Source organism: Enterobacter cloacae complex sp. R_G8 (genome assembly GCF_024599795.1).
Taxonomy (GTDB): domain Bacteria; phylum Pseudomonadota; class Gammaproteobacteria; order Enterobacterales; family Enterobacteriaceae; genus Enterobacter; species Enterobacter dissolvens.
In genome coordinates this window covers 3,978,236-3,991,793 of sequence record NZ_CP102246.1, presented here as the reverse complement: position 1 = coordinate 3,991,793, position 13,558 = coordinate 3,978,236, and the positions used below count along the sequence as shown (strand labels likewise).

The 13,558-nt window shown below is 56.5% G+C and carries 13 protein-coding genes, 1 other RNA gene and 1 pseudogene; 11 read left to right on the top strand and 4 right to left on the bottom strand.

What is annotated here, in order from left to right; all coding sequences use genetic code 11:
- Positions 1 to 36 precede the first annotated feature (36 nt).
- Entirely contained in the window at positions 37 to 1,083 is a 1,047-nt protein-coding gene (locus tag NQ842_RS18985; protein ID WP_014830883.1) for a PLP-dependent cysteine synthase family protein, read from the bottom strand.
- A gap of 115 nt (positions 1,084 to 1,198) precedes the next feature.
- Between NQ842_RS18985 and NQ842_RS18980 the strand changes: the two genes are divergently transcribed.
- The 5 genes from NQ842_RS18980 to amtB all read left to right on the top strand — a co-directional run bounded on the left by NQ842_RS18980 (position 1,199) and on the right by amtB (position 7,117).
- A complete protein-coding gene (locus NQ842_RS18980; protein WP_008503307.1) occupies positions 1,199 to 1,657 on the top strand; it encodes an Lrp/AsnC family transcriptional regulator in 459 nt (152 codons plus the stop codon).
- A gap of 30 nt (positions 1,658 to 1,687) precedes the next feature.
- The gene (locus tag NQ842_RS18975) at positions 1,688 to 3,460 is read left to right on the top strand and encodes a SmdA family multidrug ABC transporter permease/ATP-binding protein (RefSeq protein ID WP_182381417.1); all 1,773 of its coding nucleotides are present in this window, start codon (positions 1,688 to 1,690) and stop codon (positions 3,458 to 3,460) included.
- On the top strand, positions 3,453 to 5,234 hold the full coding sequence (locus NQ842_RS18970; protein WP_047360810.1) for a SmdB family multidrug efflux ABC transporter permease/ATP-binding protein: 1,782 nt from the start codon (positions 3,453 to 3,455) through the stop codon (positions 5,232 to 5,234). Before NQ842_RS18975 ends, NQ842_RS18970 begins: the two co-directional genes overlap by 8 nt.
- A 222-nt stretch (positions 5,235 to 5,456) precedes the next feature.
- Positions 5,457 to 5,795, top strand: a complete 339-nt coding sequence (gene glnK / locus NQ842_RS18965; RefSeq protein ID WP_008503304.1) for a P-II family nitrogen regulator — start codon at positions 5,457 to 5,459, stop codon at positions 5,793 to 5,795.
- Between the two features lie 35 nt (positions 5,796 to 5,830).
- Positions 5,831 to 7,117, top strand: a complete 1,287-nt coding sequence (gene amtB / locus NQ842_RS18960) for an ammonium transporter AmtB (RefSeq protein ID WP_014830886.1) — start codon at positions 5,831 to 5,833, stop codon at positions 7,115 to 7,117.
- A gap of 95 nt (positions 7,118 to 7,212) precedes the next feature.
- On the opposite strand, the gene tesB is transcribed toward amtB, so the two are convergent.
- Positions 7,213 to 8,073: an acyl-CoA thioesterase II gene (tesB, locus tag NQ842_RS18955; protein WP_014830887.1), complete on the bottom strand. Its 861-nt coding sequence runs from the start codon at positions 8,071 to 8,073 to the stop codon at positions 7,213 to 7,215.
- Positions 8,074 to 8,276: 203 nt separating this feature from the next.
- Between tesB and NQ842_RS18950 the strand changes: the two genes are divergently transcribed.
- Positions 8,277 to 8,804 carry a YbaY family lipoprotein gene (locus NQ842_RS18950; RefSeq protein WP_014830888.1) on the top strand — a complete coding sequence of 176 codons (528 nt, stop codon included), beginning with the start codon at positions 8,277 to 8,279 and terminating at the stop codon, positions 8,802 to 8,804.
- A gap of 29 nt (positions 8,805 to 8,833) precedes the next feature.
- Here the strand turns inward: NQ842_RS18950 and NQ842_RS18945 are convergent.
- Positions 8,834 to 9,148 (bottom strand): annotated as a pseudogene (locus NQ842_RS18945) (MGMT family protein); the annotation flags it as partial.
- Between the two features lie 166 nt (positions 9,149 to 9,314).
- Between NQ842_RS18945 and ffs the strand changes: the two are divergent.
- The 3 genes from ffs (at position 9,315) to NQ842_RS18930 (ending at position 10,140) form a co-directional block, all read left to right on the top strand.
- Positions 9,315 to 9,411: signal recognition particle sRNA small type (gene ffs / locus NQ842_RS18940), an RNA gene on the top strand.
- A 265-nt stretch (positions 9,412 to 9,676) separates the two neighbouring features.
- On the top strand, positions 9,677 to 9,928 hold the full coding sequence (locus NQ842_RS18935) for a hypothetical protein (protein WP_014830890.1): 252 nt from the start codon (positions 9,677 to 9,679) through the stop codon (positions 9,926 to 9,928).
- Positions 9,925 to 10,140: a hypothetical protein gene (locus tag NQ842_RS18930; RefSeq protein ID WP_013095877.1), complete on the top strand. Its 216-nt coding sequence runs from the start codon at positions 9,925 to 9,927 to the stop codon at positions 10,138 to 10,140. The genes NQ842_RS18935 and NQ842_RS18930 overlap by 4 nt, the downstream gene beginning before the upstream one ends.
- An 81-nt stretch (positions 10,141 to 10,221) precedes the next feature.
- Here the strand turns inward: NQ842_RS18930 and NQ842_RS18925 are convergent, their stop codons facing one another.
- Positions 10,222 to 11,643 carry a PLP-dependent aminotransferase family protein gene (locus NQ842_RS18925; protein ID WP_083021288.1) on the bottom strand — a complete coding sequence of 474 codons (1,422 nt, stop codon included), beginning with the start codon at positions 11,641 to 11,643 and terminating at the stop codon, positions 10,222 to 10,224.
- 86 nt (positions 11,644 to 11,729) lie between these two features.
- Here NQ842_RS18925 and NQ842_RS18920 point away from each other — a divergent pair, with 86 nt between their 5' ends.
- Both NQ842_RS18920 and NQ842_RS18915 read left to right on the top strand, forming a co-directional pair.
- Positions 11,730 to 12,341, top strand: a complete 612-nt coding sequence (locus tag NQ842_RS18920; RefSeq protein WP_046888895.1) for a YitT family protein — start codon at positions 11,730 to 11,732, stop codon at positions 12,339 to 12,341.
- A 77-nt stretch (positions 12,342 to 12,418) separates the two neighbouring features.
- Complete coding sequence (locus NQ842_RS18915) at positions 12,419 to 13,489, top strand: LacI family DNA-binding transcriptional regulator (protein ID WP_257256203.1); 1,071 nt, start codon at positions 12,419 to 12,421, stop codon at positions 13,487 to 13,489.
- The last annotated feature ends 69 nt before the right edge of the window (positions 13,490 to 13,558 follow it).

Sequence of the window (13,558 nt, the reverse complement as noted above, 5' to 3'; positions counted from 1 at the left end):
ACCCTTCCAGCAAGCCAGACTTCGGTCTGGCTTTTTTTATTTCACCAGCTGTGCAATTTGCGCTTTCCACGGCGCAATATCCCCGATGTTTGCCTGCACCCATTCCGCGTTGTAATAGGTCTCCAGGTAGCGCTCCCCGCTGTCGCACAGCAGCGTAACGATAGAGCCCGTGCGGCCCTCTTCACGCATGCGTGCCGCCAGCTGCAGCGCGCCCCACATATTGGTCCCGGTCGAGGCACCCACTTTGCGGCCCAACTGCGTCTCCAGCCAGTGCGCCGTTGCGACGCTTGCGGCATCCGGCACGCGAAGCATTTCATCCACCACATCAGGAATGAACGACGGCTCAACGCGCGGGCGGCCAATTCCTTCAATTTTACTGCCCACCGGACTGCGCAGATTGGCATCGCGGCGTTGCCAGTAGTCGAGGAAAACCGAGTTTTGCGGATCAACCACCATCAGTTGCGTATCGTAGCCCTGACAGCGGATATAGCGGCCAATGGTGGCCGAAGTACCGCCCGTACCGGCGCTCATGACGATGTATGACGGAACCGGATGAGGCTCATGAGTCATCTGGCGGAAAATACTGTCGGCAATGTTGTTGTTGCCACGCCAGTCGGTTGCACGCTCGGCGAAGGTGAACTGGTCCATATAGTGGCCGTTCAGCTCACGGGCCAGCATTTCCGAGGCGGCGTAAATTTCGCAGGCACTTTCCACAAAGTGGCAGCGTCCGCCATAAAATTCGATCTGTTCGATTTTGCGTTTCGCGGTGCAGGAGGGCATGACGGCGATAAACGGCAGACCGAGCAGGCGGGCGAAATAGGCTTCGGATACGGCGGTTGAACCGGATGAGGATTCAATGATGGTCGTGCCTTCCTTAATCCAGCCGTTGCATAACCCGTACAGGAACAGAGAACGCGCCAGCCGATGCTTCAGGCTGCCTGTAGGATGGGTGCTTTCATCTTTCAGATACAGTTGAATACCCGCAAATCCTGGCAGGGTGAGGCGGATTAAATGGGTGTCGGCCGAGCGCTGGTAGTCGGCATTTATTTCGCTGATGGCATGTTTAACCCAGTTGCTATTCATCGTAATTATCCGTTTGTCATTTTGTGCCCAGCATAGCGAAAAGCACAGAAAAAATTGTTGCTATCTGGCCTTTAAAATAGAATGAAGGGAGAAAAATTTTCTCTGTGAGGTGGGTATGCTAGATAAAATTGACCGCAAGCTGCTTTCATTGCTGCAAAGTGACTGCACCCTCTCTTTGCAGGCACTGGCAGATGCCGTTAATCTGACCACCACACCGTGCTGGAAGCGCCTCAAGAAGCTGGAAGATGACGGTATTCTGCTGGGGCGTGTCGCGTTATTAGATCCCGAAAAACTGGGGCTGGGCCTGACGGCTTTTGTCCTGATAAAAACGCAGCACCACAGCAGCGAATGGTATTGCCGCTTCGTAACCCAGGTGTCAGAGATGCCGGAGGTCCTCGGCTTCTGGCGTATGGCCGGGGAGTACGATTATCTGATGCGTGTCCAGGTGGCAGACATGAAGCGCTATGATGATTTCTACAAGCGGCTGGTGAACAGCGTACCGGGGTTGTCGGACGTCACCTCAAGCTTTGCCATGGAACAGATTAAATACACCACAGCATTACCCATTGAATAACTTCGTAAAATACCTTCAGGAACAAACCGCGTGCGATTATTTGCCCAACTAAGCTGGTACTTTCGTCGGGAGTGGCAGCGCTACCTCGGCGCAGTTCTCCTGCTTATCATCATTGCCATCTTGCAGCTGATCCCGCCGAAAGTGGTGGGATACGTCGTGGATGGCGTCACGGAACAGCATTACACCACCGCACGGGTGTTGATGTGGGTCGGCACGCTGGTGTTGACGGCCATCATTGTCTATCTGCTGCGCTATGTCTGGCGCGTGCTGCTGTTTGGCGCGTCCTATCAGCTGGCCGTTGAATTACGCGAGGATTTTTACCGTCAGCTGAGCCGCCAGCATCCAGAATTTTACCTGCGCCATCGCACCGGGGATCTTATCGCCCGCGCCACCAACGACGTCGATCGCGTGGTGTTCGCCGCCGGGGAAGGGGTATTAACGCTGGTGGATTCGCTGGTGATGGGCTGTGCGGTCCTGATTGTGATGTCGACTCAGATCAGCTGGCAGCTCACCCTGCTGGCATTACTGCCGATGCCGCTGATGGCGCTGGCGATCAACCGCTATGGCGAACAGCTGCACGAGCGCTTCAAGCTGGCGCAGGCGGCGTTTTCGTCGCTGAACGATCGCACGCAGGAGAGTATGACCAGTATCCGCATGATTAAAGCCTTTGGTCTGGAGGATCGGCAATCAGCTCTGTTTGCGGCCGATGCTGCAGACACTGGCGCAAAAAACATGCGCGTTGCGCGTATCGATGCGCGCTTTGACCCGACGATCTATATCGCCATTGGCATGGCTAATCTGCTGGCGATTGGCGGCGGGAGCTGGATGGTTGTACAGGGCACCTTGACCCTGGGGCAGTTGACCAGTTTTGCGATGTACCTGGGGCTGATGATTTGGCCGATGCTGGCGCTGGCCTGGATGTTTAACATCGTGGAGCGCGGCAGTGCCGCCTACAGCCGTATTCGCGCCATGCTATCGGAAGCGCCGGTGGTCAACGACGGTACCGAGCCGGTACCGGAAGGACGGGGTGTGATGAACGTCGATATCCGTACGTTTGTTTATCCGCAGACAGAACACCCGGTGCTTGAAAACGTCAGCTTTACGCTGCAACCGGGTCAAATGCTGGGGATCTGTGGCCCAACCGGATCCGGTAAAAGTACCGTCCTTTCGCTGCTCCAGCGTCACTTTGATGTTACGCAGGGGGACATTCGTTTCCACGATCTTCCCCTGACGACCCTGCAACTGGATGACTGGCGTCGGCGTCTGGCGGTGGTCAGCCAGACGCCGTTCCTCTTTTCCGACACCGTGGCGAATAACATTGCCCTTGGCTGTCCGTCGGCCACGCAGGAAGAGATTGAGCACGTGGCGCGCTTAGCCAGCGTCCATGATGATATTTTGCGTCTGCCGCAGGGTTATGAAACCGAGGTGGGTGAACGTGGCGTGATGCTGTCCGGCGGGCAAAAACAGCGAATTTCCATTGCCCGTGCGCTACTGCTGAATGCCGAAATCCTGATTCTGGATGATGCGCTTTCTGCCGTGGATGGCCGTACCGAACACCAGATCCTGCATAACCTGCGCCAGTGGGGCGAGGGGCGGACCGTGATCATCAGTGCCCACCGTTTGTCGGCGCTGACGGAAGCCAGTGAAATTCTGGTGTTGCAGCACGGGCACATTGCCCAGCGTGGGCAGCATGACCAGCTTGCGGAGCAACCGGGCTGGTATCGCGATATGTATCGCTATCAGCAGCTTGAAGCGGCACTCGACGATGCTCCGGAACAGGAAGAGGAGGACGCTAATGCGTAAATCAAAAACGCAGTGGCCGACGCTAAAACGCCTGCTGGCCTACGGTTCGCCATGGCGAAAACCCCTTGCCCTTGCCGTCGTGTTGCTGTGGATTGCGGCGATTGCGGAAGTGAGCGGTCCGCTGCTGATCAGTTATTTCATCGACAATATGGTCGCGAAAAGCGATTTGCCGCTGGGGCTGGTTGCGGGGTTAGGCGTGGCCTATGTGGGGCTACAGCTGGCGGCGGCCGGGCTGCACTATGCGCAGTCGCTGCTCTTTAACCGGGCGGCGGTGGGCGTGGTGCAGAAGTTGCGTACCGATGTTATGGATGCCGCACTGCGCCAGCCGCTGAGCGAATTTGATATCCAGCCGGTCGGGCAGGTGATTTCGCGGGTGACCAACGATACCGAGGTGATCCGCGATCTGTACGTGACCGTCGTGGCGACCGTATTGCGCAGTGCCGCGCTGATTGGCGCCATGCTGGTGGCAATGTTCAGTCTCGACTGGCGCATGGCGCTGGTGGCGATCACGATTTTCCCGGCGGTGCTGATTGTGATGGTTATCTATCAGCGCTACAGCACGCCCATTGTGCGTCGGGTGCGGACCTACCTGGCCGATATAAACGATGGCTTCAACGAAGTGATCAACGGCATGAGCGTCATCCAGCAGTTCCGTCAGCAGGCTCGCTTTGGCGAACGCATGGGCGAAGCCAGCCGTTCGCACTATATGGCGCGTATGCAGACGCTGCGCCTTGACGGTTTCCTGCTGCGTCCGCTGCTGAGTCTTTTCTCGGCGCTGGTGCTTTGCGGCCTGCTGATGCTCTTTGGACTCAGTGCAGGCGGTACGATTGAGGTGGGGGTTCTGTATGCTTTCATTAGCTATCTGGGACGCCTGAACGAGCCGTTGATTGAGCTCACGACCCAGCAATCCATGTTGCAGCAGGCAGTCGTAGCCGGAGAACGCGTCTTTGAGCTGATGGACAGACCGCGTCAGACCTATGGCGAGGATACAACGCCTCTGCAAAGCGGGGCGATCACGTTTGACCATGTCTCGTTTGCCTACCGGGAAGACAGGCTGGTGTTGCAGGACATCACTCTTGATGTGCCGTCGCGCGGTTTTGTGGCGCTGGTGGGTCATACCGGCAGCGGCAAGAGCACGCTCGCAAGCCTGTTGATGGGGTACTACCCGTTAACGAAAGGTGAGATTCGCCTGGACGGACGTCCGCTGGCGTCGCTCAGCCACAGCGTATTGCGTAAAGGCGTGGCGATGGTGCAGCAAGATCCGGTTGTGCTGGCCGATACGTTTTACGCCAACGTGACGCTGGGGCGGGACTATACCCAGGAGCAGGTGTGGGCGGTGCTGGAAAAAGTGCAGCTGGCGGAACTGGCCCGCGGTTTTAGCGACGGAATCAACACCCGGCTGGGTGAGCAGGGGAATAACCTCTCTGTTGGACAAAAACAGCTCCTGGCGCTGGCGCGTGTGCTGATTGAAACGCCACAGGTGCTGATTCTGGATGAAGCGACGGCCAGCATCGACTCCGGTACCGAACAGGCGATCCAGCAGGCGCTGGCTGCCGTGCGTGACCACACGACGCTGGTGGTTATCGCGCACCGTCTTTCAACGATTGTCGACGCAGATACCATTCTGGTGCTGCACCGCGGGCAGGCCGTTGAACGCGGTACGCACCGGGCGCTACTGGAAGCGAAGGGGCGCTACTGGCAGATGTATCAGCTGCAGTTGGCGGGGGAAGAGCTGGCGGCCAGCGTCCGTGAGGAAGAGTCGCTTAGCGCCTGATGCACCAAAAACAGGCAACGCGCTAACAGTCACCACTGTTGGTGCAAAACCGAAACGCGCCATGCACTGCCATGGTGCGTTTTTTTTCACCTGTCGATTATTCATGGTCTTTTAACGCGCATTGCGCCGCTTTTCTCTTCCGTTTTCATTTCTGGCACATCCCTTGCAATGTCTCCTGCGTGTTAGCTGCGGCCATTACCGAATTCTGACTGGAGGGGATCTATGAAGCTGGTTACGGTGGTAATCAAACCATTCAAACTCGAAGACGTGCGTGAAGCGTTGTCTTCAATGGGTATTCAGGGACTGACTGTCACCGAAGTGAAAGGCTTCGGTCGTCAGAAGGGTCATGCCGAGCTTTATCGCGGGGCGGAATACAGCGTTAACTTCCTGCCAAAAGTAAAAATTGATGTCGCGATTGCAGACGACCAGCTCGATGAAGTCATCGATGTGATCAGCAAAGCGGCCTACACCGGCAAAATTGGCGACGGCAAAATTTTCGTTGCCGAACTGCAGCGCGTCATTCGCATCCGTACCGGCGAATCTGACGAAGCGGCACTGTAAGTAACTCCTGGCACACAGTGATAGGGATCGAGAAAATGAAGATAGCAACAATCAAAACGGGTCTGGGTTCGCTGGCACTGCTGCCGGGCCTGGCAATGGCTGCCCCTGCGGTGGCAGACAAAGCCGACAACGCCTTTATGATGATCAGCACCGCGCTGGTGCTGTTCATGTCTATTCCGGGCATTGCGCTGTTTTACGGCGGTCTGATCCGTGGCAAAAACGTTCTCTCCATGCTGACGCAAGTTGCCGTGACGTTCGCGCTGGTTTGCGTGCTGTGGGTGGTCTACGGCTACTCTCTGGCCTTCGGTGAAGGTAACGCCTTCTTCGGCAACTTCAACTGGGCGATGTTGAAAAACATTGAACTGACCGCGGTAATGGGCAGTTTCTATCAGTACATCCACGTCGCGTTCCAGGGGTCGTTCGCCTGTATCACCGTGGGGCTGATTGTCGGGGCGCTGGCTGAGCGTATTCGCTTCTCCGCGGTCCTGATCTTCGTGGTGGTCTGGCTGACGCTCTCCTATGTGCCGATTGCTCACATGGTCTGGGGTGGCGGTCTGCTGGCGTCGCATGGCGCGCTGGATTTCGCGGGCGGTACTGTTGTCCACATCAACGCCGCGGTGGCGGGTCTGGTAGGGGCATACCTGATTGGTAAACGCGTGGGCTTCGGTAAAGAAGCGTTCAAACCACACAACCTGCCGATGGTCTTTACCGGTACGGCGATCCTCTATTTTGGCTGGTTCGGCTTCAACGCCGGTTCTGCAAGCGCCGCTAACGAAATCGCTGCACTGGCCTTCGTGAACACGGTTGTGGCCACGGCGGGTGCGATCCTCTCCTGGGTGTTTGGTGAGTGGGCAGTTCGCGGTAAACCTTCCCTGCTGGGCGCATGCTCTGGTGCGATTGCAGGTCTGGTCGGTATCACGCCTGCATGTGGTTACGTCGGTGTCGGTGGTGCGCTGCTTGTTGGCCTGGTGTCAGGTCTGGCCGGTCTGTGGGGTGTGACGGCGCTGAAACGTCTTCTGCGTGTGGATGACCCGTGTGATGTGTTTGGTGTGCACGGCGTGTGCGGTATTGTCGGTTGTATCATGACCGGTATCTTCGCCGCCAAATCGCTGGGTGGCGTGGGTTACGCAGAAGGTGTCACCATGGTTCACCAGGTGCTGGTGCAGCTGGAAAGTATCGCCATCACCGTCGTCTGGTCTGCTGTGGTGGCCTTCGTTGGCTATAAACTGGCGGATATGACTGTGGGTCTGCGTGTACCGGAAGAACAGGAACGCGAAGGTCTCGACGTCAACAGCCACGGCGAGAATGCGTATAACGCATAATAAACAGCAAAACGGCAATCTCTGATTGCCGTTTTTAGTGTTTATTCCCTCTCCCCGTGGGAGAGGGCCAGGGTGAGGGCATCAGGCCGCAAACATCACCCGCGATTACGCATCACCCCTTCCTGCACCGTAGAGGCGACCAGCACGCCATCCTGGGTATAAAACTCCCCGCGTACAAATCCGCGTGCGCTTGACGCCGAAGTACTCTCCACGCTGTAGAGCAGCCAGTCGTTCATATTGAATGGACGATGGAACCACATCGAGTGATCGATCGTTGCAACCTGCATCCCTTTTTCAAGGAATCCGACGCCGTGCGGCTGCAGTGCAACTGGCAGGAAGTTGAAATCTGATGCGTAGCCCAGCAGATACTGATGAACGCGGAAATCTTCTGGTACGGTGCCATTAGCACGGATCCAGACCTGACGTTTTGGCTCGGCAGTATGGCCTTTCATCGGGTTATGGAATTCAACCGGGCGGATCTCAAGCGGTTTATCACAGAGGAACTTTTCTTTGACCTGCGGTGGCAGCAAGTGGGCCAGCGCGCGGGCGATATCGGTCTCCGATTTGAGTTCATCCGGCGACGGGGCCGCAGGCATCGCTTTCTGGTGCTCATAACCCGGTTCCGGTGCCTGGAAAGAGGCGGTCATGTAAAAGATGGGCTTGCCATTCTGAATGGCCGCCACGCGGCGCGCGCTAAAACTGTTGCCGTCACGCAGTACTTCCACATCGTACACAATGGGTTTTGCGCTATCGCCAGGACGCAGAAAATAGCTGTGAAAGGAGTGCACCAGACGGTCTGCCGGGACGGTCTCCTTGGCAGCGTACAGTGCCTGTCCTACAACCTGCCCGCCGAAGACCTGACGCAAGCCCAAATCTTCGCTCTGTCCGCGAAAGAGTCCTTCCTCAATTTTTTCCAGATTCAGTAATGTCAGCAGATTGTTCAGTGCCTGACTCATAGTTGTCCTCAATAAACGCCGTGGCGAAAGATAGGCAAAGTATAACGCAGAAATGAAAGTGGTCCGACGGGTAGAATTATCTGAATATCAGGGAGAATTTAGGCATTAATCAGTGATCTGTGCCACACTTGAATACGATATGTGTTTGAAACGACATCGGATGGGATCGATCCCGCTGGTGCATTGATGATAAGGAGACTTCAATGAAACTCGTGCCCATGCTAAGTGGTGTAGCTATTGCGGTGGCGTTGTCCGCCTGTGCAGGTAAGAGCGCCCAGGTGCCGGTGCCAGCAGCAGATCCAAACGGGATCAATACACTTTCACAGCAATCCATTCAGCAACCTAACGTTTCCGGTACTATCTGGATCAAACAGCGAGTCGCTTTACCACCGGATGCGGTATTAACGGTCACGCTGTCTGATGCTTCTCTGGCAGACGCGCCGTCGAAAGTGGTGGCCCAGCGTGCTGTGCGTACCGAAGGTAAGCAGGCACCGTTTAGCTTCGTGCTGCCGTATAACCCGGCAGACGTACAGCCTAACGCCCGTATCCTTCTGAGCGCCGCGGTAACCATCAACGGTAAGCTGGTGTTTATTACCGATACGGTCCAGGAAGCCATCAACAACGGTGGGACGAAAATCGACCTGAACCTGGTGCCGGTGCAGCAAACCGAAGTACCTGTTGCACCACAGACGAACCAACCGTCTGTACCAACACCGCCGACGCAGCTGTAATGATTTCCCCTCTCCTTCGGGGGAGGGGGTCAGTACACCCAGCGATACTTCTGCAAATCGATCTGTCCTGACCCGGACACCTGAATCCCTTCCGAAAGTAATGCCTGACGCTGGCGCTGCAAATCCGGCCCGGTCAGCGAGATGGCGCCATGACGATTCACAACCCTATGCCAGGGCAATGTACTTCCTTCAGGAAGGCGTTTTAGCACGCCACCCACCTGACGCGCCGCACGGGGGGAGCCGGCAAGACGCGCGACGTCACCATAGGTTGTCACGTAGCCTTCCGGAATGGAGGCCACAATTTGCCACACTCGTTGTGGAAAGGCGTCGTGTTCGTCCATCAATACACCTGTGGGGATGAGTGAAATGCCATGTTAAACGAAGATCGCGCCGATTGCTGCGCCTGTTTGCGCAAGAAACCACCATCCAGTTGCTGGCGGCTTGCAATTGACCGTTAGCACAGGGATAATGCGCCAGCGCGTTGGGTAACAACGCTCTCAATGGGGGCTCTGTTGGTTCTCCCGCAACGCTACTCTGTTCACCAGGTCAGGTCCGGAAGGAAGCAGCCAGGGCAGACGACGTGTGTGCCGGGATGTAGCTGGCAGGGCCCCCACCCATTTGTGCCTCCGGCAACATGCCTCCCGTTTTTACGCCTCCCTGCATGACTATCCCACAGAATTAAAAGGGTTTTAATTTGTGATGTAATATATATTTCATTTCGATGAAATATTAATGTCATAAACCTGTAATAATAGACTGTCATTTTATTTCTGGGCGTCTTTTTTCTGTCATAAGTCAAAAATATATATCTGGATTACATTGTTAACATCGTGTATTAAATAAAGCACTTATTCCGAAGGGAAGTGACAATCATGGCTACTGCGGTATTAAATGTTAAGATTGATGAAGCGCTAAAAGAAAGACTTCGCCACTATGCGGAAGTGAATAACGAGAACTTAAGCGTGACCACAGAGAAATTGCTGCTGCTGGCGTTTGAAGCAGCAGAAGAGGCGGGAGTATCGGAAGAGGATATTGATAATCAGCATACGGAAGAAGAGAGTGTTTCTCCTTTTACTCCTAAAGAAATCAAAGCTCTACGTAAACTTCTGAAGAAGAGAAAATGAAACAACAACTGTCAACCGCCAGTGACTACAAAGAGGCCTGCGATCTGTTGCGTTCGGGCTACGTGAAGCATGTACGTCTTGGCTGGAATGTAGGAAGTGATGAGTTCTTTCGTATTGCGTCTGACTGGTGTGATACCGGCGCGAAAATAAAGAAAGACGGTGAAAGCTTCGTTATTTCATTGAAAGGTTTCCCCATTCCTCCTCAGCACTGATTCGTGACTGGTGAAAACTGCTGACTGCCTGTATGACAGTCAGCAGTTTTTATTTTATGATCCACTTCAAATTTTTTAATATCAAACCAGGCTGCGTTTTATCGATGGCGCTGTTTTATTTAATGCAAGCCACAACGGTTTGATTCTCAGTAGCGCCTGCTCAAGCTCTGCCGGCTCAAGCGAGAAGGGCATACGTAGATAGCGGTCAAACGCCCCCGATAAACCAAACCGCGTGCCGGTTCCCAGATTAATCCCCAACATCTCTGCACGTGCGGCAAGCTGCGTCGCCTGCATGCCCGGCAGTTCGATCCAGTAGGAAAGCCCACCTTCGGCCTCCTGAAACCGCCACTGCGGGAAATGTTCGCGCAGCAACTCACCGCAGCGGTCGCGTCGCTCTGTCAGCATCTTCCGGCGCGCAGGCAGAAATGTCTCGCTGTTGTTGATAAGCCACAGTGTCGCCAGCTGTTCCAGCAGCGGCGAGCCTAAATCCAGCGTGTCACGCGTCTGGGCAAGCGTAGCAATGGTGCGTGAAGAGGCGCGGATCCAGCCGAGACGCAGCCCGCCCCAGAAGCTTTTTCCGGCCGAACCCAGCGTGATCACCGTTGCCTGCGGGTTAAACGACGCCAGAGGCGGTGGCGGCGGTGCCTCAAACCAGAGATCGACCATCGTTTCGTCGACCACCAGCGTGGTGCGGGTGTTTGCCGCAATGTCGGTTATCGCCTGGCGGGTGGCGATATCCATACATCGTCCTGTCGGGTTATGAAAATCCGGCATCAGGTACGCCAGGTGCGGTGCAGTCTGAGCCAGCGTGGCCGCAAAGCCATCCGTGTCCCAGCCGGTTTCCGGTAATGACACGCCCACCGGCCGACACAGCGCCCCCTCAATAGCCGCAATCGCCAGCGGATAGGTAGGGTGATCGACCACCACGCGATCGCCCGGACCAGTCATCATCCGCAATACCAGCGCAAAACCACTGACGGCGCCATTGACCACCATCACTTCGTCAGCCCGGGTCGGCAGCCCGCGCGCGGTATAGCGGGCGGCAATGGCTTCACGCAGAGCCGCCAGACCGAGCTGGTCGTAACCGGTCAGCGCAAGGTGCTGGGTGATTGCGGTGAGCGCCCAGGTGTAAGCCTGGTGGATCTCTGGCCCGGCATTCAGGGCGGCAGTGGAGAGATCCAGCGCCGCACTTGCCGCTGAAAGCGTCGGTACGGCACGGGTATCGGGCAGGATCACCCGTGAACCGCTGCCGTGTCGGCTCTCCAGATACCCTTCCTCTCGCAGATGGGCCAGCGCGCTACTGATGGTCGTCCGGCTTACATCTAACGCCGTGGCCAGTTCGCGTTCACCGGGCAGGCGCGTACTCAACGCCAGCCTGCCGTCGAGGATCAGCAGACGCAAGGCGTCGGCCAGCTGTCGCCAGAGTGGGGTTCGGGACGGGGTTTGTTGCCAGTGGCCCAAAAGGCGAACCAGCGACTGACTTCCGAAACGGCGTGATGACATATGCAGTCCACTATTTGAAAACTGGACATTAATCATAGTGCCATTTTCGAACAAGATGAAAGCCTGGTTCACTGGAGAAGCTAAAAATGGTACGTCGTCTGCTGCAACTGTACGTTGGTTTAGGCCTGTATGGGCTTTCAACCGCGATGTTTATTCGTTCGGATCTGGGGGTTGACCCGTGGGATGTGTTTCACCTTGGGGTGGGATTACAGCTGGGGATGACCATCGGTACGGTGATTATTTTGACCGGCGCTGCGGTGCTGCTGCTGTGGATCCCGCTGCGTCAGATGCCAGGGCTGGGAACGCTCAGTAATGTTGTCTGTATTGGCCTGGCGGCAGATGCCTCGATGGCCCTTATCCCCGAGCTGGATCTTCTCCCCATTCGGATTGCTCTGCTGCTTGGGGGCATTGTGTTGAACGCGATAGCAACCGGTATGTATATCGGTGCCGGGTTCGGGGCGGGCCCACGCGATGGACTGATGACCGGCATTCACGCCCGGCTGGGGTGGTCAATCCGCAGCGTTCGGACCTCAATTGAAGTGAGCGTCCTGCTGATTGGCTGCGTTCTTGGCGGAACGTTTGGCGTCGGGACGGTACTGTATGCCCTGACCATCGGCCCGCTTATCCAGCTCTGTTTGCCGTGGTTCCGTCAGAAGCCGCGTACGGATAATGTTCCTCAGCCAGAGCGGGTTGTTTAATTTTGCGAAGCGCTCACAGGTATTAATGGCCGCGCTGTGCCACAATAGACGGCTCTGTTAACACGAAGCCGGAACGCATGAAAGCCATTACCCTCTATGATGTTGCCCTCCTTGCGGGGGTGTCTTATCAGACCGTTTCTCGTGTGATTAACGACGCGGAGCATGTTTCTGCCCGCACACGGGAAAAGGTGCAGCAGGCCATGGCGGAGCTGCACTACGTCCCTAACCGTGGCGCGCAGCAGCTGGCGGGTAAGCGCACTCGTACGCTGGGGCTTATCACTACCGATCTGGCGCTGCACGCCCCTTCGCAAATTGTCTCTGCGGTAAAATCCCGGGCGGTAGAAAAGGGGGCGAGCGTGCTGATCTCGATGGTGGAACATCCACAACAGTGCCAGGGCGCGCTTCAGGAGTTGCTGGCACAGCGCGTGGAAGCCCTGCTGGTGAACGTGCCGCTTGACGATCCTGACGCTGAACAACTCAAGGTACTGGCATCTCCCGTGCCGGTGCTGTTTCTGGATGTCTCTTCGTCGGCAGCGGTCAACAGTCTGGTGTTCAATGCCGAACAGGGCGCCCGACTGGGGGTTGAACATGTGCTCTCTCTGGGGCACCAGCGTATTGCGTTGTTAAGCGGGCCAGAAAGTTCTGTTTCCGCCCGCGCCCGTCTGGCGGGATGGAAAGCGACGCTGGCGCAGGCCGGGCTTGAGGCTGCGGCGGTGGCATACGGCGACTGGAGTGCGGCGAGCGGATATGAGAAGGGCCATGCCCTGTTGTCTGCTGCAGCGTTACCGGATGCCATTCTGGTGGCTAACGATCAAATGGCGCTGGGCGTGATGCGGGCCTGCGCGGAAAAAGGCGTGGCGATCCCGGGCCAGATAGCGATCGTGGGCTTTGACGATACTGCCGACAGCGCCTGGTTTTCGCCTCCGCTCACCACCATCCGTCAGGCGTTTCGCGAGGTGGGCGAACAAAGTGTGGAGTGGCTGCTGGCGCCCACCCGCAGTGAAGCATGCTGGCAGGTTCAGTTGCCCGTTACGTTGATCAGCCGACAATCCAGTGCCCGTCGCGCGCCGCAGCAGGCCGATCGTGAGGATCTGGCGCAGCAGCTCCGAACCCTGGCCCTGCTGGCCGAGAAGCTTGCCCGCGAATAACGCTTTTGTGATCTGCCTCGCTATGCGGCGATCCCACGCTTTACCGCAGCAGTTTGTCAGGGCATGTTC